This is a genomic window from Asticcacaulis excentricus (assembly GCF_003966695.1).
Classification (GTDB): domain Bacteria; phylum Pseudomonadota; class Alphaproteobacteria; order Caulobacterales; family Caulobacteraceae; genus Asticcacaulis; species Asticcacaulis excentricus_A.
In genome coordinates, this window is the sequence record NZ_AP018827.1 from 2031418 (window position 1) to 2056274 (window position 24857).

Here is a 24857-nt window from a genome sequence, read left to right on the forward strand (position 1 = left end):
AGTGCCGTCCATGTGGTCAGCGTTTGGTGGAAAAAAGTCGCATAAGGCCGATGGCCTTAATCTGGACCTGCTGACGGCGATTAACCTCAGTCAAGGTCTTATCGAATTTGACCTCGACGGGCATGTGCTCTCCGCCAACGCCAACTTTCTCAACCTGATGGGCTACTCGGCCTCTGAACTGGTAGGAAAACACCATTCGGCGTTTGTCGATGCGGGGGAGGTTCAAACGCCGGCCTATCGGCAATTCTGGGCCGACCTGAAACACGGGGTCGCGCAAAAAGGAGAGTTCCGCCGTCAGACCAGAGACGGGCGAAACGTCTATCTGGAAGCCGTTTATAACCCCATTCTCGACCGTTCGGGCAAGCCTTACAAGATCGTCAAAATCGCCTCCGATGTGACCGCTCGAAAGCTGCGCGACCTCGATCTGGAAGGTAAGGTCGCGGCGATTTCGCGCTCTCAGGCTGTCATCGAGTTCGCTCTGGATGGCACGGTGATTACGGCCAATGACGCCTTCCTGAAGGTGATGGGCTATCGTCTGGACGAAATCGTCGGACGGCATCACCGCATGTTTGTCACGGATAACGACGCCAAAAGCGCGGCCTATGCCGATTTCTGGCGGCGACTATTGGCGGGTGAGTTCGTCTCTTCGCAGTTCAAGCGGATCAATAAGGACGGGCGTGAGGTCATCCTTCAGGCCACCTATAACCCGATACTGGGCATAGATGGTCGCCCCCTGAAGATCGTCAAATTCGCCTCTGACATCACTCAGCAGGCTCAGAAGGATGCCGACCTTTTGAGCCAGGTGGAGGCTATTTCGCGCGCGCAGGCGGTCATTGAATTCAGTCTGGACGGTACTATCCTCAATGCCAATGACAACTTCCTGAAGGTCATGGGCTATGGGCTGGACGAAATCCGTGGCAAGCACCACCGGATGTTTGTGGATGAGGCCACGGCCAACAGCGACGCCTATCGCGAATTCTGGACCAAGCTGGCGCGCGGCGAATTCGTCTCCGCAGAGTTTCAGCGTCAGGCCAAGGGTGGGCGACCCGTCTATATTCAGGCCTCTTACAACGCCATTCTCGACGTGAATGGCAAGCCGTACAAGGTCATGAAGTACGCCACCGACGTCACCGCCCGACGCATAGCGCTCAACCGGACGACCGAGCTGTCCCACTCGCTTCAGGACCTCTCGGCGGCGGTTGAAGAAATGGCGGCCACGGGCCGGTCGATTTCCGACACCATGTCGCAAACCAAGGCGGCGGCGGATCAGGCCAATCAGTCCGTCAACGAAGCCGACGACAGCGCCCGGCAACTGGCCGTTGCGGCGGCGCAGATGGACGGCATTGTCGAGATGATCAGCAATATCACCAGCCAGATCAATCTTCTGGCGCTGAACGCCACCATCGAATCGGCCCGCGCCGGCGAAGCCGGGCGCGGTTTCGCCGTCGTGGCGACCGAGGTTAAAAATCTGGCGACTCAGGCGCGCAGGGCCACCGAACAGATTGTCGGCGAAATCGCCGGCGTGCGCGCCTCCTCTGCCGCCGTGGTCAATGCCCTCGATGCCATCCGCACCACGGTTTCCAATGTGCAGGAACAGGTCCTGTTCACGGCAGGTGCCGTCGAAGAACAAAGCGCCACGTCTCAGGATATGGCGCGCAATATGCAGATTGCCTCCTCGGAAGCTGAAAACATCGTCCGCGCTGCTTGAGCCGTTGGGATCGGCGCGGCTTAACCTGAAGGCTGAGCTTGTGCGGAGGGCGTGTAGCGTATCTTCAATCTTCGCCCCGCTCTGCCGCCATGCGGGTGTAGCGCTACTTTAATTCACTCATCAGAGTATCGTGCGGGATCAGCGCTCCTGCGGACGCTTCGGACAGGCTGGTGTGCAACGCGCGGTCCAGCTCAGCGAAACGGCGTTCACTGGCCTCTATGATGCGCTGCGCTTCACGCACCAATTCGCTGGTGTTGTTGTAGCGCCTGCTTTACGCCCCAAGCGGAAGAATATTCATTTTTGCCGTAAGCGCGAAAGTTGTCTTTTTTGCAGCGACGATTACAGCCGTCAGGTCAAAGTACCTATGCTGTAGGGCCAGCCTTTCGAAGGCCCGCCGATTAGTCCTCACCCGATCACTTGGCTTGCTGGCGTTTAGGCTTGGAGCGGACCTTATGCCGACAATAGAACAGACCGCTTGGTACCACCTGCAAATCTGCGCGGAGTTTCATCGGTTAAAAATTCAAAGCTTTCATCAAATCTAAACCAACAAAACTTGTGATGCTAAATGGCAATGGATCAGCCTCATAATCGGGGATTATGCTACCCAAAGTTTGCCCTACTGGCACCTCCCATGGCTTATCTTTATTTAGAATTGCACAGATAAGCTGGCGGATATTCTTAATTTTCACATGCCTTAAACGGTCTTCAGAAGCTATAAGCTGCTCGACAAGTTCACGATCCTTGTGGGTCGAGTTTCCTGCCAACCATGTTGTCGCCTTGGCCTGAAAATCTTCCCATGAGGAATCCAGCCTTTGTAAACACTCATCCGTCAGCAGGAGGTTTTCAATGGCATAGCAGCCAAGCCTAAATCGTTTGACACATCCTTCATCAACTAGTGCCTCTGTGCTGCCGTCTCCGTCCCTAACGGAAAATCCAACGGGATCGTCATAGATTGCCGTCAGCATCCTGTTCGTGAACCTCTCAAGCTCGGTCTGTTGAGCAACCGATCCAGCTAGGCAAGCGAATAGCTTGATACGGCCTTGAGAACTTCGGCTCGCCTGTCGCCAAATTTGTTCATCATCTTCCCCTTCGACGATCAAGATCGGGTCATCGCTTAAACTTTTAGATAAAGGATGAGCGAAGAATGGCGCGGCTTTTCGCAAGCTGTCGTCCACGGCTCTTTGAGTGATTTCTGTGTTACCAAAGTATTTTGTGCCTATTGTGGTCAATGGTGACGAAGACAGATCGCAGATAAGAGGTGAACTGTGGGTGGCGACGACGACGTAGGTGTTGGCCAAACGTTCCGGGGGAATGGAAGCGAACTGATCAATGATAAAATTTGCCATTCGCGCTTGAAGATCAGGATGTTGATGTACATCCGGCTCGTCCAAGAAAAGTATATTTTCTTTTACCGCGTCCAACGTTGCAAAGAAAAACATTATCTCTGTAGCCAATGCTACGGCTTCGGATTCACCACTGCTAATGTTTTCAGGTTCAATTGACGCCGTTCCGTCATAATTTTTAAATTCAAAAAGAGTTCCGGGTTTTGTGCTTCGCTCTATCACAATATTGGTCAGAAGGCCGTTTATTTTATCAAGGTGAACGGTAACGAAGGTTTTCGAGAAATCGCCTCGGATTTCAGAGTCAGTCTCCATCTTTCGAAGAAATGCTGTCTCAAGCTGATTAAAAAGATGAGCTGAAGCGCTCTTAAAATTATTATCTTGGTTTCTGTGCCTTACATTTGAAAGCCAACTGGGATTGGCTGCCATGTTCGTTTCAACGGTAGCATCTCGCTTAAACGAACCGCCTCGTTCGGGGCTCACATATTTGATATTATAGCTAGAATTGTTACGAAACGTTTGAACCAAGTCTCTAACAAAACGGCTTTTGCCTGCACCATTCCGCCCTACAATCACGTTCAAATTTGACAAATTTCGTATCGAGGCCGAGTCACTGACCAACTCATTCAGGTTTGGCATATATTCCCCACATCATGATTGTGCCAAAATGTTAATCTCGCCAAAGGCGAGCGGCAACCGGAACGTCCGATTTTGGATAAATTTCTGTCTCAACGTCCAAGTCACCTTCTGGCCAAAACCGGTCTCCCCCCCCCATCACCAGCCTCCACGCTTGCTAATTCCTGCGGCTAGGGTAAGAGCGAAACCGATTGCTCTCCTTTAAGGCCATGCCGCGTGTCTCAGGAAACCGGGTCGAAACCCACCAGCGTTGTGCGTTCCTCGCTTGTCTTTGGCGGCATGACTCTGGTCAGCCGCGTCATGGGCTTTGCCCGTGATGTGGTCATTACCGCCGTCATCGGGGCGTCGGGCAATATCGCCGCCGATGCCTATGCCACGGCGCTGACCTTCCCCAATTTGTTCCGCCGCATCTTTGCCGAAGGCGCCTTTACCGCCGCCTTTGTCCCGGCTTATTCGGCGGCGCTGGAGACAGAGGGCCCCGAAGCCGCCGACCGGCTGGCGCGCGACGCCATGGCCACCATGACGATGATCGCCATTGTGCTGAGCGCGCTGGCCATGATCTTCATGCCGCAGGTGATGGCTGTCTTTTCGCACGGTTACGCCGATGATCCGGCCAAGATGCGCCTGACCATCATATTGACGCAGATCACCATGCCCTATCTGCCGTGCATGACCATGGTGGCGCTCCTGTCCGGGGTGCTGAATGCGCGCGGGCGTTTTGCCCTGTCGGCCTTTGTGCCGACCCTGCTCAACCTGTTCATGCTGGTATTCGTGTGGTTCGGTAAGGACCCGATACACGCCTCCTATCTGGCGGCCATCGGGGTCTTGACCGCCGGTCTGGCGCAGGCGGCGCTGCTCGTCTGGGGCTGCCGCAGGACAGGGGCGCGCATCGGGCTTGTGTGGCCGAAGCTGACGCCGGAAATACGCGGCCTGCTCCTGCTGGCTGTGCCGGGCGCGCTGGCCGCCGCCGCGACGCAGATCAATGTCTTCGTCTCTTCGCTACTGGCGTCGGGCGTCAACGGGGCGCGTACCTGGCTGAGCGTCGCCGATCGCCTGTATCAGTTGCCGCTGGGGCTGGTCGGGGTGGCCATTGGCGTGGCGCTGTTGCCGACCCTGTCGCGGGCGGTGCAGTCGGGCGATACGGAGCGCTCGCAAAGCGTGATGGACGATGCCGTGCTGTTTGCCATGGCCTTGACCCTGCCCGCCGCAGCCGCGCTGATCGCCATGCCCTTCTTCCTGATCGACGGCCTTTATACGCGGGGGGAGTTCCTGCTGCACGACGCGCAGGAAACGGCCCGCGCCCTGCTGCATTATGGCTGGGGTGTGCCGGCCTTCGTGCTGGCGCGGGTGCTGACCCCGGCCTTTTTTGCGCGTAAGGACACCTATGGGCCGATGAAGTTCGCCATGGTGTCGGTGGTGGTCAATCTGGCCTGCGGCCTGACCCTGTTCCCGCTGATCGGCGTGGCGGGGCTGGCCATCGGCACCTCGGCAGCGGCCTGGGTTAATGTCGGCCTGATGTGGTGGACGCTGAGCCGCCGCAAGACGTGGTCGCTGGGCCCCAAAGCCGCAGTGGGCCTGCTGAAGATCATCATGGCCGGGGCGCTGATGGGGGCCTTCTGCGCGCTGGCTTCGCACTACCGCGCGGTGATCGAAGAGGTGATTGAGCCCATGACGCATCATCTGACCAAGGAAATCGCCATTGTGGGCGTTTGTCTCGTCGGACTTTTCGTTTATATCGCCCTTCTGTTCGCAACACGGGCCGTCCGCCCGTCCGACATCAGGAGAGCCCTGCGTAAGGGGTAAGAAGGTCCAAAAATGCGTATTCTGTCCGGTATTCAGGCGTCCGGTTCGCTTCACCTCGGCAACTATCTTGGCGCGCTTAAAAAGTTCGCCGATATGCAATCCCTTGAGGCCACGCGCTTCTACATGATTGCCGATCTGCACGCGATCACCGTCTGGCAGGACCCGGACAAGCTGTTGTCGCAGACGCGCGAAATCGCCGCTTGTTACCTCGCGGCGGGCGTGGACCCGGCGAAGTCGGCCATCTTCCCGCAATCGGCGGTGCGCGCCCATTCGGAGCTGGCGTGGATTTTTAACTGCGTGGCGCGTCTGGGCTGGCTCGACCGCATGACGCAGTTCAAGGACAAGGCGGGCAAGGACAAGGAACGCGCCTCGATCGGCCTCTATACCTATCCGGTGCTTCAGGCCGCCGACATCCTGCTCTATAAGGCCACCCACGTGCCGGTGGGCGAGGATCAGCGTCAGCACCTTGAGCTGACCCGCGACGTGGCCAAGAAGTTCAACCACGACTACAAGGTGGACTACTTCCCCCTGCCGGACACCCTCTATCAGGGGCCGGGCGCGCGCATCATGTCTTTGCGCGACGGGCTGGCCAAGATGTCGAAGTCCGATCCTTCGGACAATTCGCGCATCAACCTGACCGACGATGCCGACACCATCGCCTCCAAGATCAAGAAGGCCAAGTCGGACGCCGAGGTGCTGCCGACCGAGGAGACCGGTCTGTCTGAGCGCCCGGAGGCTAAGAATCTGGTCGGTATCTATGCGGCTCTGGCCGGGGTATCGGTGCAGGACGTGCTCAACGACTTTGGCGGCAAGGGCTTCGGCGCGTTCAAACCGGCGCTGGCCGAGGTGGTGGTGGACAAGATGTCGCCTATCTCCGAGCGCCTGCGTGGGTTATTGAATGACCCGGCAGAGGTTGACCGCGTGCTCAAGCTGGGAGCCGAAGCGGCCGAGGCGGCAGCGGAACCGGTGGTCAGGGACGTCAAAAAGATCGTTGGACTGTGGGGCTAAATTGGGAGGATACCATGCGTAAGTTTATCGTTCTGTCTGTGGCGGCGCTTTCGCTGGGCGCTCTGGCGGCCTGTGACGGCGGCCATTCGACAGCAGAGGTCAAGACCGAAACGGAATCCCACGGTGTCACTACCGTGAAGACCAAGACCGACGTCGATGGCGTCAAGACCGAAAGCGGCCTTGAGCTGTCGCACTATGCCGTGCGTGCGGCGCTGGGGCAAAACCCGAATACGGGCGGCTATGTCACCGTCAAGAATATCGGCAAGGACGACGACCGTCTGGTCTCGGTGGCCTGTGATTGCGCCGAAAAGGTCGAGTTGCACACCATGAAGATGGACGGTGACAAGATGATGATGTCGCCCGTGCCCGAAGGCTTTGAGGTCAAGGCCGGTCAGACGCTGGAGCTGAAGCCCGGTGGTAATCACATCATGCTGATGGGGCTTAAGACCCGTCCCGCCGATGGCGAAACGCTCAGCCTGACGCTCAACTTTGCCAAGGCCGGGGCGGTGAAGATCGAGGCTCCTGTGTCGAACGCCCCTCTGTCCGACGCGGCGAAACACAGCGGGCATTAAGTTTTAAAGCGCCTTACAAAATCGGCAAAAGCGGCCCGCACGGTGGATACCGATTGCGGGTCGTATTTCATGAAACCGAAGCGATCGGCCCCCAGTTCATCGAAAGCGTGGGTGGAATCGACGACGACCGTCTCCAGGGGCACGCCCTGAGCCCGCAGGCGACGCACGGCCTTCAAAGACAGGCTGAAACGCGCCAGATGATCCTTAAGCGCAATGACCATCAGGGTTGGGATCTGCCGACGCCACGCCTTGTCCATCGAACGGGCGAGGAAGTTGACATAGGGATACATCAGAAACAGGCCACGCACCTGCGTCAGGGGTTCGGGGCTGGGGTCGCTCAGCCGCGCTTCACCGGGGCGGGTCAGGGGCTGCGTCATCAGGTCCATGATCGCCCATGCGCCGTGGCTCCACCCAGCGAGCAGAATGCCGTTCACCTCTGGTCGTTGCGACAGGCCCCACAGCAGGGCCAGCACGTCGCCAGAGCGTGTATAACCCCTCAGCCATAACCCGTTGCAGGCCAGAAAGGCCGCCAGACGCCGCTTCATCCCGCGCGGGGCGTAAGAATCGACAATCACCGCTCTCAGGCCCAGCGAGACGGCATAATCGGCAAACAGGGTGATGTTGCGCCCGACGCCGCCGCAGCCGTGAAACAGCACGACGGTCAGGCGCGGCGTCGAGTCGGGCGCGCCGCGCACCGTGACATGCGGCCATAACCGCTCAAAGCGCTGTTGCAGGCTGTCCATCAGCCAACCGCAGCGGCCTGAGCCGGAGCGGAGGCCTCCACCTTAAACACCTCACGCAGGAAGCCGATCAGGCCTTCGGTGGTGCCATCCACCGCCGCCTGATCGTGGTGCATGGGGTTAAGGCCGCCGAAGCTTTCTTCGTCATAGGCGTGGGTGGCATCGAAGCTGAGGATATCAACCGGAAGGCCGTCGGTTTTCAGTCGCTCCAGCATTGAAATCGCGCGGGCATAGGGGGTCAGATGGTCCTTGCGCGCCAGTGCGACGCGGGTGCGCGGACGATAGAGCCAGGGGTGACGCAGGCTGCGCGCCGGGAAGCTGATATAGGGATAGACGAGGAACAGGCCGCGCACGTGGTCGATCAGGGTGGGGTCGGGATCGGCCAGCTTGGCCTCGCCGGGTCTTTTGAGGGGTTCGGTCATCAGGTCCATGATCGACCAGCCGCCGTGACTCCAGCCTGACAGGACGATCTGATCCGATATCACTTCCGGCAGGGCCGAAATGCCCTTGATGGCGGCCAGCACGTCGCCGGAACGCTCATAGCCTTGCAGGGCCAGCCCTGTACAGACCAGCGACACGCCGTGCGACCGGCCCCAGCCGCGCGCTTTCAGGGAATCGACGACATAGGCCCGCACCCCGATGGCGGCAGCGGCTTCGGCATAGTGATAGATATGTGGACGCACGCCACCACAGCCGTGGAACAGGATCAGGGCCGGGCACGGTACGGCATCCGCCGGTCCGAATGTCTCGGTACAGGGCGACAGGCGCGCCCACCGCTCAGCCAGGGTCTCAGGCATAAAAAATCCCTCGGAAACACGTCCCCGAGGGATAGATACCACGCGATATGACTTTGTACATCCTCCCCGCTATTGCAGGGAGGGATGTAGCCGGTTTAGTGGCGGAAAACGCGGATACCGGTAAACGCCATGGTCAGACCCGCTTCGTCGGCGGCAGCAATGACATCGGCGTCCTTGATCGAGCCGCCCGGCTGGATCACCGCCGTGGCCCCGGCGGCAGCCGCTTCGAGCAGACCGTCCGGGAAGGGGAAGAAGGCTTCCGAAGCGCAGGCCGAGCCCTTGGCCAGAGACTCGCTCAGGCCGATCTTCTCAGCCGCTTCCTGAGCGCGCAGGGCGGCGATGCGGGCCGAGTCGCGACGGTTCATCTGACCGGCCCCGATGCCCGCCGTGCGGCCCTCCTTGGCATAGACGATGGCGTTCGACTTGACGTGCTTGGCGACAGTGAAGGCGAACAGCATGTCTTCGATCTCGGTCGGGGTCGGTTGACGCTTGGTGACGATCTTGAGGTCGGCGGCGGTGATGCGCGCCGTGTCACGCGACTGCACCAGAAGCCCGCCCGCCACGCTGCGGAACACCTGACCGCCCGACAGCGGATCGGGCAGAGAGCCAGTGACCAGCAGGCGCAGATTCTTCTTGGCCTTGACGATCTCAAGCGCCTCGTCATCGGCTTCGGGGGCGACGATCACCTCGGTGAAGATTTCGACGATCTTTTCCGCCGTGGCCGCGTCCAGCTTGCGGTTCAGCGCCACAATGCCGCCAAAGGCCGACACATCGTCGCATTCCAGCGCGCGCTTATAGGCGGTGAGCAGGTCCGGGCCGACGGCCACGCCGCAGGGATTGGCGTGCTTGACGATGACGCACGCCGGTTGCTCGAACTCGGCCACCAGCTCGATCGCCGCGTCGGTGTCGGCGACGTTATTATAGCTCAGTTCCTTGCCCTGGAGCTGTTTGGCGGTGGCGACGCCCGGACGGTCCTCGCCGGTCTTGTAGAAGGCGGCCGACTGATGTGGGTTTTCGCCATAGCGCATGGTTTGCAGGCGCGCCCCGGCAAGGGTCTTGCGCAGCGGATAATCGTCGCCCAGTTGCGCCGCGAACCAGGTCGAAACGGCGCTGTCATAGGCGGCGGTGCGGGCAAAGGCGCGCGCGGCCAGCGATTTACGCAGAGACAGAGGGGTCTGACCACCGCTTTGCAGAGCGGCGATCACCTCATCCATGCCGGCTTTATCGACGCAGACGGCGACATAGGGGTGGTTCTTGGCCGATGAACGGATCATGGCCGGCCCGCCAATGTCGATATTCTCAATGGCCGCTTCGAAACCGCCACCCGAAGCCACGGTGTTTTCAAAGGGATAGAGGTCGATCCACACGATGTCGATAGGGGCGATATCGTGATCGCTCAACGCCTTGGCGTGTTCCGGCGCGTCGCGATAGGCCAGAAGACCGCCATGCACCTTGGGGTGCAGCGTCTTGACGCGGCCGTCCATCATTTCCGGAAACTGCGTAAGGTCTGACACGTCCTTGACGGGGATACCGGCCTTGTCGATGGCGGCGCGCGTCCCGCCGGTCGAGATGATTTCGACACCTGCCGCCACCAAAGCCTGCGCCACCTCGATCAGGCCGGTCTTGTCCGACAGGGAAATAAGCGCGCGCTTGGGCGTGACCAGATCAGGGGCGGGCGGGAAATCAGGGGCGGCGGGCATGGGCGCATCCGTACAGAAGAGGGGGAAAGATGCGCGCGGTTTACACAAGGGGGGGACAAAAGAAAACCCACAATCCCCCTTCATTTGTAACGGAAAATGTGAGGTGTTTAGCTTAAACGTTTAAGTTTGTGTCAGGCTGAATTTCGTCCAAGTTCGAAGCTACTCAGTGGGATGTGTCAAACTTTCCAGACTTAATATCGGCAATCATTTCGCCGAACTCTTCATCGTGGTGTCGGATGGCTTCAGCAATGGAATCCTGCCATTCAAAACTCTGATATTCAGTGAGAACATCAAGACTTTCATGGTGTTCTCGCTCGGCCTGAATATACCCGCCCTCTTCGAGTGGAAGACGAACAATATGAGACAATTGCACGTAGAACCTGTTTGTCAGTAGGTTCTCATAACAATAATAGATTTTAATTGAGCCTTCTAAGGGGGCGAATATGCGATGTAATTTCAGCATAAATTACGCCTCGGCCGGTGACAGCTTCCAGCGGATGCGCAGAGGGGTGGCCAGCCGCACCGTGCCGCGCAGCAAAAGCGTTGTCGATTTGCGCGGCTGACCGCGTTCAAAGACGCTCGACTCTTCGATGCTGACCTCGCGCGCGTCGTGCCTGAGCCACCAGCCGCGCCCGCCGGGGCCGCGCAGCAGGATCGAGCGCTTGTCACGCGCCAGAGACGCCTGCACCTCCGGGTGCAGCACGAAGCGCAGGGCGTAGGGGGCCTGTTCCGGCAGGTCCTTCTTTGGTTCGACGGGGATCAGCTTTTCCTCGCCGCGCAGCTCGTCGCGCTGCGGATCGACATAGAGGCGGCGCTCGTGCTTGAGGCCGAAGACGGGGCGCCAGCCTTCGTGTTCCATCTCGATCAGCGAACCGGCGTCTTCGGATTCGATGCGGCGGCTGCGGATGCGATAGCGCAGTCCCTCAAGGCCGAAATGCAGCAGTTCCCCAAAGCGCCCGGTGATGGGGCTGAGGATGGGCAGATCCCCCAGTGTCAGGGTGTTGGCGGCATTGATGATGCGGAATTCGTGGTGGTCCGAATGCCCCGGTGCCCAGCCCGGCGTGACAAACAGCTTGTCGCGGCCTCCCGACACTTCAAAATTCATAGGGTGGTCGCAAGCCGCGTAACCCAGAGGCCCAAAGCGTGGTTCGCCTGTATCGACAAAGACGGTCAGCGAGCGTCCGATCAGCCGCTGATAACGGCCATGCTCCAGCGATACCGGCAGCGAGGTCGGGGCCAGAGGGCGCCTTTCTTCGTGCAGCAGGGCGGGGGCGACCTGTTCGGCCAGCAGGGATTCCGACCCCTGAAAGGCGCACAGGGAACCGTCCGGATGCGACAGGGTGCGCACAAAGCGGCTGAGGCGTTCGATGGCGGTTTCGAGATATTCCGGAATGGCCAGACCGCGCTGGTTCAGCCCATCCTCGATCAGCAGCAGATCGTAGAGCAGTTCCAGCCCGGCCTGCACGCTGCGCGAGGCGTGCGAACCGTCGGGCAGGATGGTGCGTTTCAGCGCCTTGGGCAGGATGTGCAGCCCCTTGCGCCGCAGATTGTCGCCCGCGCGCCCGGACAGGACGCAACCGACCAGCACCAGCGCCGTGGCTTTTTGCGCATACCAGGCCAGATTGCGCGGCAGTCGCCACAGGTGGCGGGCCTGTTCCGCCATGGATTGCGCCAGACAGTGGGCTTCGGCTTCGGAAGCATAGGCCGACAGGCGGCGCGCAAAGACGCTCAAATTAATCAGGCGGCGCGCCAGCACCCCCTGATCCCAGGCAAAGGGCGTCCATTTGCGGAAGGTCTTGTCCCACAGCAGGAAGAGGCGCAGGCCCTCCTTCACCCCGTCCTCGCCCTGCGTGAACAGGTGACGCAGCCAGCAGAAGCGGTGAAGCTCAATCGCAAAGGCGCGGGTGGGTGAGGGGCGGTTCCACGGATCACCTGTGCCCTGCACGCTCATGCGCGCGCCACCGAGGCTATAGCGACCCGACATCATGGCCTTGCCCAGATGCGGATTGGGCGGGCGGATTTCGTGGGGGGCGGCGATAAAGCCTTCGATGGCGGGGCCGCGTAAGGACAGGCGATAGCCCGGCATCCCGAAGATTTCGGCGGCGGCCTGACGGCGCGCCCACGCCCGCACGACCTTGCCCCACGGTGTACGCACCGCGGCATGACCGGCTATGGCAATGGGCTGCTCATAGACCTGCATCGGGTCAGAGACCCTTGAGCGACTTGATATTGGCGGCGTAGGCGTCCGGCCCGCCCTTGAAGACCGCGGTCCCGGCGACCAGCGCCGTGGCCCCGGCAGCCACGCAGGCGGCGGCGTTTTGCAGGTTCACGCCGCCATCGACCTGAAGCACGGCGGGATGGCCCAGCGCGTCCAGCTTTTTGCGCACGGCTTCGATCTTGCGCAGCTGGCTTTCGATAAAGCTCTGGCCGCCAAAGCCCGGATTGACGCTCATCAGGAGGATCAGATCGAGGTCGTCCATGATCCATTCCAGACCGTCGAGCGGCGTCGCCGGATTGAGCACCACCCCGGCCTTGGCCCCCAGGTGGCGGATCTGCTTAAGCGTGCGGTGCAGGTGCGGGCCCGATTCCGGGTGAACGCTCATATAGTCAGCCCCGGCGGCGCGGAATGCCTCAAGGTAGGGATCGACCGGGGTCACCATCAGGTGCACGTCGAAGGTCTTTTGCGTATGCGGACGCAGGCTTTTCACCACATCCGGCCCAATGGTCAGGTTGGGCACGAAATGCCCGTCCATCACGTCAATATGAATCCAGTCAGCCCCGGCGGCGTCGATGGCGCGCACCTCCTCGCCCAGCTTGGAGAAGTCGGAGGCCAGAATCGAGGGGCAAATCAGCGGCGTAGTCATGCAGAACTCTTAAGCGGGGTTGCGTTTCAGGTGCGCGACGAAGAACCCGTCCTGCCCTCCCTTACGCTGATGCGGCAGCAATCTCAACCAGCCTTCGGGCGCAAATGAGGCGGCGGGTATGTCCGGGTGCTGATCGGCTGTGTGCTTGACCAGAGTGAAGTCCTTGTTCCGGCGCAGGAAGGCCAGAATCTGGGTTTCGCCCTCTTCGCGCTCCAGCGAGCAGGTGCAGTAGAGGAAATCGCCGCCGAGTTTGACGCGGGGGGCCAGTGCATCGAGCAGGCGGTGCTGAACATCGGCCAGCTTGGCGACATCGGCGGGGCGGGTGGCCCACAGCACGTCCGGCTGACGGCGATAGGTGCCGGTGGCCGAACAGGGCGCATCGACCAGCACCACGTCGAAGACACGCGGGTCATCAAAGGTCGAGGCGTCGGCATTGTGGATTTCGGCGCTCATGCCTATGCGCGACAGATTGTCCTCGACGCGCTTGAGGCGGTTCTTGGAGCGGTCAATGGCGACGGTCTGCGCGCCCTTGGCGATCAGTTGCAGCGTCTTGCCGCCCGGCGCGGCGCAGACATCGAGTGCGGTTTTGCCGTTAAGATCCCCCAGCAGATTGACCGGGGTGGCCGCCGCAATGTCCTGCACCCACCACTTCCCCGCCTCGTAGTCTGCCCACTGACGCAGATCACCGCGCAGGCTTGAGCGCAGATTAACCGGGCCTACGGCTTCGCCTTGCAGGGCCTCAGCCAGCGCATCACGTTCGGCGGCATTGCGGAAGCTGAGGTCGGTGGCCGGTTCCTCGGTCAGGACGCTGGCCATGCTCGCCGCAGTGTCTTCGCCATAGGTCTGCACCCAGCGCTGCCATAGCCAGTCGGGTACGAGGCGCTTCGGATTGACGTCGGACAGCTTGCCGTCGCGGATCAGGCCACGCAGGATGGCATTGATCAGCCCTTTGAACGGGCGGGTCTTGTTTTCACGCTCGGCGATTTTCACCGTGGTCGAAACGGCGGCGAAGTCGGGCACCTGCATAAAGAAGATTTGCGCCATGCCGATGCGCAGAAGCTGACGCACGGCTTCGGGGGGCATCTTCTGCGTCTTTTTGTGGATGACGTGATCAAGCTGCCCCAGACGGCGCAGGACCAGCAGCGCCAAGGCGCGGGCAAAGGCGCGTTCGGTTTCCGACAGTTTTAGGAAGTCAGCGCTGGCCGCCGCCTCATCAAAGCCGCTGCGCTTTTCAAGCGCCGCTTCGATCAGGGTAATGGCCGCCACGCGCGCCGCGATGCCGATGTCATTTTCCATGCTTTCCGAAGCGTCCGGCTTCGGACGGCTGGGGCGGGCGGAAGGCCGGGGCTTTGCGGCAGGAGCGCGAGAGGGCTTGCCAGAGGGGCGGCCGGAATTTTGGGACATGCAAACTCTCAGAAGATGCTGTGCGTTACAACTGTCTCCCCGTTTGAAGGGTAGGCAGGGGCCTGAAAGGCCGGATGAGGCGCCGCTATATCAGCAAAAGGCCCGCACCCCAACCCGCTTATACCCAGGGTCATTGGAAATGACTCTGGGTATGCCTTTCGAGACTGTCTTATGTCGCTGATTTATATAAGACAGTCTCGTGGTATTAGGTCGTCGGCACGCTGGTCATGCCGCCTCGGCGATTGCCCATCCGCACGCCCAGTTCCATCAGGGCCCTGACGCGGTTGTCCGTCGCCGGGTGGGTTGAGAAGAGATTGTCCATCCGCTTGCCCGACAGTGGGTTGATGATGAACATGTGCGCCGATGCCGGGTTGCGCTCGGCCTCGTGGTTCGGGATGCCGTGGGCGTACTGCTCGATCTTGTGCAGGGCGCGGGCAAGGCTTTCCGGATCACCGCACAGTTCGGCACCCACACGATCAGCCTCGTATTCGCGGACCCGCGAAATGGCCATCTGCACCAGCATGGCGGCCAGAGGCGCGACAATGGCCATCAGGATGGCGGCAATCGGGTTGATACCGTCTTCGTCGTCATTGCTGCCGCCAAAGAACATGGCGAAGTTGGCGATAGACGCAATGGCACCGGCCAGAGTCGCCGTCACCGTCATGATCAGGGTGTCGCGGTTTTTCACGTGCGCCAGTTCGTGCGCCATGACGCCTCTGATCTCGCTGCGGTCCAACATGCGCAACAGGCCGGTCGTGGCGGCGACGGCAGCGTTTTGCGGATTGCGTCCGGTGGCGAAGGCGTTGGGCTGATCATTATGGATGATATAGACGGCTGGCATGGGCAAGCCCGCACGGTGACTCATTTCGGCGATATCATCGTAATAGGTACGGATCAGGCCGGTAGCGGTGGTGGGATCGACGGGTTCGGCCCGGTAGGCCTTCAACACCATCTTGTCGGAGTTCCAGTAGGCAAACGCATTCATGGCCAGGGCCAGACCAAGCGCGATCAGCATACCCGCAGGCCCGCCAATCGCCAGTCCGATCGCGCCAAACAGCGCGGTCATACCCGCCAGAAGCATGAAGGTCTTGAACGGGTTCATGGGTAAGAAGCTCTCCTGAATGTTAAGTATTAGGGTTGCGACAGCAGCCCTTGCGAAATACATATAAGGAAAGCGCAGACAAATTTAAGGCACTTACGAAAATGTCATCTGAAAAAAACGACGAAACGACTTCGCAATCGATTGATGATGCTAAAAAAGAGGTGGTGCCGGAGCGTATTTTGACCCCGGCGGCGCAACGCGCTCTGGCCGAAGCGGCGCAACGTCGCGCACAGGCCGAAAAGGAGACGGCTGAGCGGCCTTACGAAGAGGGCGGGCCAGCGGGTCTCGAACCCACGCGCTTTGGCGACTGGGAACGCAAGGGCATCGTCAGCGATTTTTAGAGTATCCGTTTTGATCAAGCGGATTTTGGTGTCCATTTTCGCTTATTCCGCAGGAGTGCGTTAGCGAGGATGATGAGCTTTCGCATGACGGCAGTGATGGCGACTTTTGGTGGTTTTCCTGCGGCTTTGAGTTGGTGGTATTTGGCCTTGAGATTGGGGTTGAAACGGCAGGCGACGAGAGCAGGCATGTAGAGGGCTTGGCGGACGATGGCCCTGCCGCCGGCGATGAAAGCGCGTCCGTTCCATCGTCCGGACTGGCGGGTCATGGGGGCCAGTCCGGAGAGTGCGGCGGCAGCCTTCTCATCGAGTTGACCGAGTTCCGGCATCTCGATAAGGAGCGTAAAGGCCGTGATCTGCGACACGCCAGGTATCGAGACGAGGATGTCGAACCTGGCGCTCAGGGAGGCATCTGCGCCGATCATTGTCATGATGGCGTGGTCCACGGCCTTGAGCTGGCGCTCGACCTGAGCGAGCCTGTCGGCATTGTGTCTCTTCAAGAGCGGGCTTGTAAGGTTGTTGGCCCTGTTTTTTGTGGCGGTCCTGTCCTTGATCAGGGCCAGCCGTGCGGCGTGTAACTCTTTCAGATCATTGTGGATTTGAGGGTTGGCTTTCAGAGTGCGTGGTTCAAGCAACTGGCCGTAACGGGCCAGCAATTCAGCGTCGATCCGGTCTGTCTTGGCCAGCCTGCCTGTGGCTTCACAGAAGCGACGGGCAAGGCGCGGATTGACTTTGGAGAGCGGCAATCCTTGCGCCATCATGAACTGCTCGAAGGCCTTGTGGTAGGGGCCTGTCGGTTCATAGACAATCCGCGCCACGCCCTTTTCGGTGATCCACCTGACAATGGTGGCAAATCCCTTGCGGTCATTACTGACCCTCAGGGTTTGACCGTCTGGCAGACTGTGCAGGTCGATATGGTCTTTCGAGATGTCTGCACCGATGGTAATATCGTTCATCTTTTCTGATCTCCTATGCTTGTCATCCGAGCCAAAAGCTCCGGTATCCGTTCAGGACGATTGGAAAAGATGGGGGCGATCAAACTCTAAACCGGTCCGGCATTCCTAAGAAGGCTGACCTGCGGAATCACGATCCGTCCCCCATCGCCGGAGACGGATGGCCGTCCTCTCCGGCGCTTCTTTATCGCACCAAGAAGCACAGAAATCATAAGACAAGCGCATTCCGAAAAGTGTGCAACGGTTTTCGGAATCAAATGCGCGACAAAACAAATCGTTAAAGCGGAATTTCGATTCAACCTGAACGAAATCTGCTCTAATCGAAAACCCCCTGATTACAGGGGCTTACCCCTGCAATTCCGCCAGAATGGCCTGCACTGCCACCACGGGGTCGGGGGCGCGGGTGATCGGGCGACCGATGACCATATGCGTGGCGCCATTGCGGATGGCATCGGCCGGCGTGGCGATACGCTTCTGATCGTTGGCATCGGCCCAAGCCGGGCGCACGCCGGGGGTGACAATCAGGAAGTCGGCCGGAACGCGGGCGCGGATCATGGCCGCTTCGTGCGGACTGGCGACCACGCCGTCCATACCGGCTTCGACCGCCTGATCCACCCGGCGTTTGACCAGATCTTCCAGCGCCATGCCATAGCCCATCTCATCGAGATCGTCCTGCTTCAACGTCGTCATAACCGTGACGCCCAGCAGCTTGGTGTGGCCCTGACGGCCGCGCACGGCGGCCTTCATCACCTGCGGCTCCGCATGGACAGTCAGCATATCGCAGGCCCCGCGCGAAATGGCCTCAGCGGCGCCTTCGACCTGAGCGCCAATGTCGTGCAGCTTCCAGTCCTGAAACACCTGCTTGCCGCGCGCCCCCAGTTCTTCGGTCAGAGACAGACCGCCCTGTCCCAAAAGTGTCAGGCCGATCTTGTAATAACTGACGTGATCGCCCAGCGCCTCAACCAGATGGCGGGCAGACGCAAGATCGGGCTCATCGAGAGCAACGATGATACGGGGATCGGCGGGCAGGGTCATGACGGCGCTCCGGTAACACTCGGTTTCACATACACCGGATTTTGCGGGGCACAATGGGGAAAACGCGCCCCTTGTGGCCTCAGTCGCGGCGAAAGTTTTTCCTGTAACCGGATAGACGGGTCTGTTACAAAATGAATCGGTTGCAGGAGGGTGAATGATGTCGGGTGGCTCCTTGGGTCTCGTTGAGCTTTATGTGAACTTCTTCATCACCCTGTTCGCCCTGCTCGATCCCATCGGCAATGTACCGATCTTTGCGGCGGCCACGCGCACGCAGTCGGAATCGGCGCGGCGCTGGTTGGTGGTCTATATCTCGGCCTTTGCCGCCCTGTTCCTCAGCTTCTTCTTCTTTACCGGGCTGGCCCTGCTTCAGTTCTTTGGCATTTCGATGGACGCCTTCCGCATCGCCGGCGGCATCCTGCTGTTTCTGCTGGGGCTCGACATGACGCGCGGCGATTTTCTGGCCATGTTCGAAGAGACCGAATCCCTGACCGAAGATACGGTCGATGCCCACGGCGCGCCTATCCGTGGCCGCGATCGCGCCAAAAAGACCTTTGAAAAGTTTGTCGTGCCCTTTGCCATCCCGCTGCTGATCGGGCCGGGGGCCATCTCGACCGTCATCATTCAGGCAGGTGAGGCGCAGAAATACGGCATTACGGGTATGGCGGTCGGCCTTGGGGCCATCGTCACCACCTCGCTGGCGGTGCTACTGACCTTCCTGTTTACGGGTCATATTTCCAAGATGCTCGGTCGCGTCGGCATGGTGGTGGTCATCCGCGTGCTGGGGCTGATCCTGTGTGCCCTGTCGGTGCAGATCATCATTTCAGCCATTTCGACCGTCACGCACGACATCATCGTCCCGGCGGCCGCGCACCCCTATAGCGGGTCTTAGTTTTAGAGCTATGTGCGGAAAAGTGTGAGCGGTTTTCCGCAAAAACATCGCGACAAAACAAAAATGTAGAGCGAAATGGCGATTCCACTGAAAGTCATTTCGCTCTAGCGCACGATCTTGCGCAGGTGGTTGGAGATCAGCTCCAGTGCCCAGTCGTCGGGGATCATCTTCAACAGTGCCGACAGGAACTTGTTTGGCGCGCCTGGCACGCAGATGGCGCGATTGGCTTCGGCGGCCTGATAGCCTTCGCGGGCCACCTCATCAGCGCCCATCCACATCCATTCCGGCGTCGCCTGACTGATGCGCTCACGCGAGCCCGTGACGTCATGGAATTCCGAATAGGTGTAGCCGGGGCAGAGCGCGCTGACGTGGACACCGTGGTCGCGCGCCTCAAGGTGCAGGCCTTGCGAAAATCGCGTCAGATAGGCTTTGACCGGCGCATAGAGGGTGTCGCCCGGTGAGGCGGGCAGGTAGGAGGCGAGCGAGGACACATTGACGATGCGCCCGAACTTCTGCTCGATCATGCCGGGCAGGACCAGATAGGCCAGCTCGGTCGGCGTGTGCATCAGTACTCGCAAAAACGCTTCATGCGACGAAAAGGCGTTGCCGATAAAGCCTTCGGGCAGGCCATAACCGGCATTGTTGACCAGCCCATCGACCTTGCGCCCCAGAGACGTTACATAATCGATCAGCTTTTGCGGCGCGCCGGCTTCGGACAGGTCGGTCACGACGAAATAGGCTTCGACGCCGAAGCGCAGGCGGATTTCCTCGACCAGCTTTTCCAGCCGCTCCTGACGGCGGCCCGTCACCACCACGTCCCAGCCGTGGCTGGCATAGACGCGGGCGAAGGCCAAGCCAATGCCCGAAGTTGCGCCGGTAATGAGGGCCAGTCTGCGCATCAGATATTCCGGATAAGGTCGGCGACGGTTATTTTCGAAAGGGTTTCGGTGGCTGCCGCATTGGCCGCTTTCATGGCGCTCAGGACGGCCTTGGGGATGGCCTGACCGACGGGGCAGCCATCGGCCCCCGGCGGGGCCGAGCCCAGATGGGCGCAGCCGTGCACGGCGTGCAGCACCTGATCCAGCGGGATGGTTTCGGCGGGTTTGAGCAGCCACGTACCGCCGGAGACACCTGAGCAGGTATCGACCAGACCGGCCTTGGCCAGTTGCGTGGTCATGCGACGGATAACCACCGGGTTGGTCGGGATGGAGGCCGCCAGCACAGACGAAGATACCGCCTGTTCGCGCGAATAGGCCCCTTTGTGAGCCAGATAGGCCAGGGTATGCGCGGCGACGGGAAATCTCTGACTGTCGGACATGATCTCTCTGTAATTACGATAATTTGACCACTATTCCTAGTGGAATCGGCGTGCCTGAGCAGAGGCCTGATGCAATGTGGATTGAATCTGTCTAGAAATGGGCGTAAGAGGCCCGCCGTTCAAGCGAGGACCCTCCTGTGTGGTCTCTCAGGAGATATTGCATGATCGGGGATACCCCTCCCGAAGCCAGTCCCTCCCCGGACGCTTCGGTCTCCACCGGCGACAAGCCCGGAGCGGACGTTGCGTCCGCGCACAAACCCTCACAACCGCAGTCCACCGAAGGCCACGCCAAACACGCGGGCTTCTGGGCGTTGGCTCTGGGGTCCATCGGCGTGGTTTTTGGCGACATCGGCACTTCGCCGCTCTACGCCTTCAAGGAGGCCCTGCACGCCGCGGCGGGTGATGGCGTGACGCGTCCGGAAATTCTCGGTGTCGTATCGCTGGCGCTGTGGGCGCTGATTCTCGTCGTGACCGTGAAGTACGTCATGTTTATCATGCGCGCCGACAACAAGGGCGAAGGCGGCGTTTTGTCGCTGATGGCGCTGGCACAGCAAGCCATAGGCAAACGGACGGCGGTCGTCTTCACCCTTGGTGTGATCGGTGCGGCGCTGTTTTACGGTGACGCCATAATTACCCCGGCCATATCAGTCTTGTCGGCGGTTGAAGGGTTGCGCACCATCGATAATATTGCGCCGTCTATCACGAACGAAGTGGTGATGTTCATTGCCCTGATCATGCTGATTGGGCTTTTCCTGATCCAAAGCCATGGCACGGAAAGAGTTGGACAGCTTTTTGGTCCTATCTGCACGGTGTGGTTCGCCGTCATGTTTGCACTTGGGGCGTTCAATCTTGGGGCTCATCCCGATATTATTGCGGCCTTCAGTCCGTGGTACGCTGTCAAGTTCCTGCTGGAACATGGCATGGCCGGTTTTCTGGTCCTTGGGGCGGTTTTTCTGACGGTCACCGGGGCCGAGGCCTTGACTGCCGATATGGGCCATTTCGGTCGCTGGCCTATTCAGGCCGCGTGGCAATTCTTCGTTTTGCCGTGTTTGATGATGAATTATCTGGGGCAGGGTGCCTTGGCACTTAGCGTTCTGGAAGCCTCTCAGGCAGCCGGTAAGCCCTTTCCGGAGATGAACTGGTTCTTTGAACTGGCTCCGGAGGTCCTGCGTCTGCCGCTGGTGCTGCTGGCCGGGATGGCGACGGTCATTGCGTCGCAGGCGGTTATTACCGGAGCCTTCTCGCTGACCCAGCAGGCCATTCAGTTGGGCCTCCTGCCGCGCCTGAACGTCAAGCGGACGTCGGAAACGCAGGAAGGTCAGATCTACGTGCCTCAGCTCAACACCATGCTTCTGGTGGGCGTTATCGTAGTCATGCTGACCTTCCAGACCTCATCGGCTCTGGCCCACGCCTATGGCTTGGCGGTTACGGGGACTATGGTTGTTACGACACTGATGGCGGCTATTGTGATGCGTCAGATGTGGAAATGGGACTGGCCGCGCGTTCTGGCCTTCATTATTCCGTTTATGATCCTTGATCTCGCTTTCCTGAGCGCCAATGCGTTGCGTTTTTTCACCGGCGGCTGGCTGCCGGTGCTGATCGGGGCGGCGTTGTTCACCATCATGGCCACCTGGGTGCGGGGTTCCCAGATATTGTTCGACAAGTCCCGCCGCGACAGCGTCCTGCTGACCGACCTTATCGACATGTTGAAGGCCCGCCCGCCGCACCGCGTGCCGGGCACGGCCATCTTCCTCACCTCCGACTCCGAAGTGGCACCTGTGGCCCTGATGCACAATCTCAAGCACAACAAGATTTTGCATGAGAAAAACATCATCCTGACGGTCGATACGCGCAACATCCCGCGCGTGCACGAATCCGAGCGCATCACTATTGAAAAGCTGGATGAGGACTTCAAACGGGTCACGGTGCACTATGGCTTCATGGAAAGCCCCAACCTGCCCAAGGCCATGGGTATCTGCCGCAAGCAGGGCCTGAAGTTCGACATCATGGCCACCAGCTTCTTCCTCGGCCGCCGCAGCGTGGTGGCCTCGGCGACGTCGGGTATGCCGCTGTGGCAGGATCGCCTGTTCATCTTCCTGATGCGCAACGCCACCAACCCGACGGAGTTCTTCCATATCCCGCCGGGGCGTGTCGTTGAACTCGGCACCCAAGTCAGTGTATAGATACTCAACCCCGTTCGGCTTACCGGACGGGGTTTGCATTTAGGGGGATCGGTTGTTCGGCATCAAATGGAAGTGCCGTCATTGCGGCCAGGCACATGATGATATGCCTGTGTGCTTCGGGATTGAGGCACCTTGGCGTGCCTTGGTTTCGGAGGAGGCGTTTCACTCGCGTGTCGAGCTTTCTGACAGTTGGTGCGTCGTGGACAATGAGCATTTTTTTGTCAGAGGGCATATCGAAATCCCTATCATAAATCATGCAACGCCCCTGACCTTCTCGGTCTGGTCCTCACTCAGCGAAGAGAACTTCAATCGTAGGCAAGACCGATGGAACGATCCTGATCGGGGTTATGACCCGCCCAGTTTCGGCTGGTTATGCAGCCCTATCCGTCCTTATGATCCAGTTCTTCACCTTCCGCTTTTGGTTCAGGACCGCGAACCGGGAATTGTGCCACTTTTCACGGTAACACAGATCGACCACACTCTGGCTGTAGATCAGAGAAATGGCATCACCATAGCCCAATGGCATAAGATGGTCCTCTCGCTTCTGCATTAATCCTTGCATCTTGAGGGGAGGGGTCTTAAAGGCGCGAGCAACTGTTTTTACCCCCTGACCGGAGTGGTTGCCTCATGACCTCCCCTACTGAAAAGCCCGTCAAGAAAGTCGTCCTCGCCTATTCGGGCGGCCTCGACACCTCGATCATTCTGAAGTGGCTTCAGACCGAATATAATGCCGAGGTGGTGACCTTCACCGCCGATCTCGGTCAGGGTGAGGAACTGGAGCCGGCGCGCAAGAAGGCCGAACTGCTCGGCATCAAGCCGGAAAACATCTATATCGAAGACCTGCGCGAAGAGTTTGTGCGCGACTTCGTCTTCCCGATGTTCCGCGCCAACACCGTCTATGAGGGCCAATACCTGCTCGGTACGTCGATCGCGCGTCCGCTGATCGCCAAGAAGCAGATCGAAATTGCTCGCAAGGTCGGTGCTGACGCCGTCTGCCACGGCGCGACGGGCAAGGGTAATGATCAGGTGCGTTTCGAACTGGGCTATTACGGTCTGGAGCCCGATATCCGCGTCATCGCCCCGTGGCGCGAGTGGGATTTTGCGTCGCGCGAATCTCTGCTGGCCTTTGCCGAGCAGCACCAGATCCCCATCGCCAAGGACAAGCGAGGCGACGCGCCCTTCTCGGTCGATGCCAACCTGCTGCACTCTTCGTCCGAGGGCAAGGTGCTGGAAGACCCGGCGGTTGAAGCGCCTGAGTTCGTCTATCAGCGCACCATCTCCCCGGAAGCCGCGCCGGACAAGGCCGAGGTTTTCACCATCGACTTTGAAAAGGGCGATCCGGTCGCTATCAATGGCGAAGCCCTGTCGCCGGCGGCGCTGCTGACGAGGCTGAACCAACTGGGCCACGACAATGGCGTCGGTCGTCTGGACCTCGTCGAAAACCGCTTCGTTGGCATGAAGTCGCGCGGCGTTTATGAAACCCCCGGCGGCACCATCCTGCTGGCGGCGCACCGCGGTATCGAGTCGATCACGCTGGACCGCGGGGCCATGCACCTGAAGGACGAGCTGATGCCGAAATACGCCTCGCTGGTCTATAACGGCTTCTGGTTCTCGCCGGAGCGCGAAATGCTTCAGGCCGCCATCGACTATTCTCAGGCCAAGGTCACCGGTCGTGTAACGGTGAAGCTCTATAAGGGCAATGTCACGGTCATCGGCCGCGAAAGCCCCTACAGCCTCTATGATCAGGACCTCGTGACCTTTGAAGAGGGCAAGGTCGCCTATGATCACCGCGACGCGGCGGGCTTTATCAAGCTCAACGCCCTGCGCCTGCGTGTGGCGGCCAAGCGCGACGCGCGCGACGCCAAGTAAGCCTCTTAAGTAACGGGGTCTGGGGGCATTTTTGTGCGCTAACGCTTCGCTGTTTGAGCGCGGGCCCCAGAATCTTCTATCAAAGAAAAAGCCTCGCTTTTCTGAGCGAGGCTTTTTCTTTGATCACAGGTTTTGTGGGGTCACGGACCCCACGCCCCATTACTTAAGCCGTTCCACGGTTAACGCCATGAACTGTTTTGAGAGTGGTGCCAAAGGCAGGTTCGGCGCATCTGCCGGATCAATCCATTGTATTTCCGCGATTTCCGATGCCGAACAGACGGGTTTGTCTGTTTCGATCCAGAAGGCTTCCGACGCGACCGTAAAGCCGGTTTCATGGACAGCCGGAGCCGTGAAATGACCCAGATAGACAGCTTCGTCTTCTCTGATCTCCAGCCCGATTTCTTCGCGTAATTCGCGGCGCAAGGCCTCAATGGCCGTCTCATTGGCGTCTATCTTGCCGCCCGGCTGAATGAAGGTCGCTGAGCCGTGCTTGCGCACGACCAGTGCCTGTTTGCGCTGCGGATCGACCACAACGGCCGTGGCGAGAGGGATGATCTTACTCATGACAAACGGGCACGGAGCCTAACCCATGCCTGTC

General features: G+C 59.7%; 23 protein-coding genes. 9 read left to right on the forward strand and 14 right to left on the reverse strand.

Features of this window, described 5'->3' with window-relative positions; all coding sequences use genetic code 11:
- Nucleotides 1-10 precede the first annotated feature (10 nt).
- Nucleotides 11-1708, forward strand: a complete 1698-nt coding sequence (locus EM6_RS09420) for a PAS domain-containing methyl-accepting chemotaxis protein (protein ID WP_126422222.1) — start codon at nt 11-13, stop codon at nt 1706-1708.
- A gap of 512 nt (nt 1709-2220) precedes the next feature.
- Here the strand turns inward: EM6_RS09420 and EM6_RS09425 are convergent.
- Nucleotides 2221-3687 carry an AAA family ATPase gene (locus tag EM6_RS09425; RefSeq protein WP_126422224.1) on the reverse strand — a complete coding sequence of 489 codons (1467 nt, stop codon included), beginning with the start codon at nt 3685-3687 and terminating at the stop codon, nt 2221-2223.
- Between the two features lie 213 nt (nt 3688-3900).
- Between EM6_RS09425 and murJ the strand changes: the two genes are divergently transcribed.
- From murJ to EM6_RS09440, 3 genes are read left to right on the forward strand one after another with little or no spacing between them, the layout of a single operon-like run.
- Nucleotides 3901-5487 carry a murein biosynthesis integral membrane protein MurJ gene (murJ, locus tag EM6_RS09430; RefSeq protein ID WP_126422226.1) on the forward strand — a complete coding sequence of 529 codons (1587 nt, stop codon included), beginning with the start codon at nt 3901-3903 and terminating at the stop codon, nt 5485-5487.
- Between the two features lie 12 nt (nt 5488-5499).
- Nucleotides 5500-6495, forward strand: a complete 996-nt coding sequence (gene trpS / locus EM6_RS09435) for a tryptophan--tRNA ligase (protein ID WP_126422228.1) — start codon at nt 5500-5502, stop codon at nt 6493-6495.
- A gap of 14 nt (nt 6496-6509) precedes the next feature.
- Entirely contained in the window at nt 6510-7067 is a 558-nt protein-coding gene (locus tag EM6_RS09440) for a copper chaperone PCu(A)C (RefSeq protein WP_126422230.1), read from the forward strand.
- On the opposite strand, the gene EM6_RS09445 is transcribed toward EM6_RS09440, so the two are convergent.
- The 8 genes from EM6_RS09445 to htpX form a co-directional block, all read right to left on the reverse strand.
- Nucleotides 7064-7810: a dienelactone hydrolase family protein gene (locus EM6_RS09445; protein WP_126422232.1), complete on the reverse strand. Its 747-nt coding sequence runs from the start codon at nt 7808-7810 to the stop codon at nt 7064-7066. The two genes, EM6_RS09440 and EM6_RS09445, sit on opposite strands and share 4 nt — an antisense overlap.
- Nucleotides 7810-8604 carry a dienelactone hydrolase family protein gene (locus tag EM6_RS09450; protein WP_126422234.1) on the reverse strand — a complete coding sequence of 265 codons (795 nt, stop codon included), beginning with the start codon at nt 8602-8604 and terminating at the stop codon, nt 7810-7812. Before EM6_RS09450 ends, EM6_RS09445 begins: the two co-directional genes overlap by 1 nt.
- Before the next feature lie 95 nt (nt 8605-8699).
- On the reverse strand, nt 8700-10304 hold the full coding sequence (purH, locus tag EM6_RS09455; protein WP_126422236.1) for a bifunctional phosphoribosylaminoimidazolecarboxamide formyltransferase/IMP cyclohydrolase: 1605 nt from the start codon (nt 10302-10304) through the stop codon (nt 8700-8702).
- A gap of 163 nt (nt 10305-10467) precedes the next feature.
- The gene (locus EM6_RS09460; RefSeq protein WP_126422238.1) at nt 10468-10767 is read right to left on the reverse strand and encodes a hypothetical protein; all 300 of its coding nucleotides are present in this window, start codon (nt 10765-10767) and stop codon (nt 10468-10470) included.
- 3 nt (nt 10768-10770) lie between these two features.
- Nucleotides 10771-12504, reverse strand: a complete 1734-nt coding sequence (locus EM6_RS09465; protein WP_126422239.1) for a heparinase II/III family protein — start codon at nt 12502-12504, stop codon at nt 10771-10773.
- 4 nt (nt 12505-12508) lie between these two features.
- Entirely contained in the window at nt 12509-13168 is a 660-nt protein-coding gene (gene rpe / locus EM6_RS09470) for a ribulose-phosphate 3-epimerase (protein ID WP_013477555.1), read from the reverse strand.
- Between the two features lie 9 nt (nt 13169-13177).
- The gene (locus EM6_RS09475; RefSeq protein ID WP_126422241.1) at nt 13178-14572 is read right to left on the reverse strand and encodes an RsmB/NOP family class I SAM-dependent RNA methyltransferase; all 1395 of its coding nucleotides are present in this window, start codon (nt 14570-14572) and stop codon (nt 13178-13180) included.
- 205 nt (nt 14573-14777) lie between these two features.
- A complete protein-coding gene (gene htpX / locus EM6_RS09480; RefSeq protein ID WP_172961174.1) occupies nt 14778-15674 on the reverse strand; it encodes a zinc metalloprotease HtpX in 897 nt (298 codons plus the stop codon).
- Between the two features lie 101 nt (nt 15675-15775).
- Here htpX and EM6_RS09485 point away from each other — a divergent pair, with 101 nt between their 5' ends.
- Nucleotides 15776-16015 carry a DUF1674 domain-containing protein gene (locus EM6_RS09485; RefSeq protein WP_126422245.1) on the forward strand — a complete coding sequence of 80 codons (240 nt, stop codon included), beginning with the start codon at nt 15776-15778 and terminating at the stop codon, nt 16013-16015.
- Nucleotides 16016-16029: 14 nt separating this feature from the next.
- Here EM6_RS09485 and EM6_RS09490 read toward each other — a convergent pair whose 3' ends face one another.
- Together EM6_RS09490 and pyrF are read right to left on the reverse strand one after the other, a co-directional pair.
- Nucleotides 16030-16968: an IS110 family transposase gene (locus EM6_RS09490; protein ID WP_126422006.1), complete on the reverse strand. Its 939-nt coding sequence runs from the start codon at nt 16966-16968 to the stop codon at nt 16030-16032.
- Between the two features lie 342 nt (nt 16969-17310).
- Nucleotides 17311-17994, reverse strand: coding sequence for an orotidine-5'-phosphate decarboxylase (gene pyrF / locus EM6_RS09495; RefSeq protein ID WP_232037121.1), 684 nt, complete (start codon nt 17992-17994; stop codon nt 17311-17313).
- Between the two features lie 163 nt (nt 17995-18157).
- On the opposite strand from pyrF, the gene EM6_RS09500 reads away from it, so the two are divergent.
- A complete protein-coding gene (locus EM6_RS09500) occupies nt 18158-18889 on the forward strand; it encodes a MarC family protein (protein ID WP_013477550.1) in 732 nt (243 codons plus the stop codon).
- Nucleotides 18890-18993: 104 nt separating this feature from the next.
- Here the strand turns inward: EM6_RS09500 and EM6_RS09505 are convergent, their stop codons facing one another.
- Nucleotides 18994-19791, reverse strand: a complete 798-nt coding sequence (locus tag EM6_RS09505; protein ID WP_172961240.1) for an SDR family NAD(P)-dependent oxidoreductase — start codon at nt 19789-19791, stop codon at nt 18994-18996.
- Nucleotides 19788-20207, reverse strand: coding sequence for an Rrf2 family transcriptional regulator (locus tag EM6_RS09510; protein ID WP_126422251.1), 420 nt, complete (start codon nt 20205-20207; stop codon nt 19788-19790). Before EM6_RS09510 ends, EM6_RS09505 begins: the two co-directional genes overlap by 4 nt.
- 161 nt (nt 20208-20368) lie before the next feature.
- On the opposite strand from EM6_RS09510, the gene EM6_RS09515 reads away from it, so the two are divergent.
- The 3 genes from EM6_RS09515 to EM6_RS09525 all read left to right on the forward strand — a co-directional run bounded on the left by EM6_RS09515 (nt 20369) and on the right by EM6_RS09525 (nt 24259).
- Nucleotides 20369-22390: a potassium transporter Kup gene (locus EM6_RS09515; protein WP_126422253.1), complete on the forward strand. Its 2022-nt coding sequence runs from the start codon at nt 20369-20371 to the stop codon at nt 22388-22390.
- Between the two features lie 52 nt (nt 22391-22442).
- Entirely contained in the window at nt 22443-22943 is a 501-nt protein-coding gene (locus EM6_RS09520; RefSeq protein ID WP_126422255.1) for a DUF2199 domain-containing protein, read from the forward strand.
- 74 nt (nt 22944-23017) lie between these two features.
- Nucleotides 23018-24259: an argininosuccinate synthase gene (locus EM6_RS09525; RefSeq protein ID WP_126422257.1), complete on the forward strand. Its 1242-nt coding sequence runs from the start codon at nt 23018-23020 to the stop codon at nt 24257-24259.
- A gap of 159 nt (nt 24260-24418) precedes the next feature.
- On the opposite strand, the gene EM6_RS09530 is transcribed toward EM6_RS09525, so the two are convergent.
- On the reverse strand, nt 24419-24823 hold the full coding sequence (locus EM6_RS09530) for an NUDIX hydrolase (RefSeq protein ID WP_126422259.1): 405 nt from the start codon (nt 24821-24823) through the stop codon (nt 24419-24421).
- Nucleotides 24824-24857 lie beyond the last annotated feature (34 nt).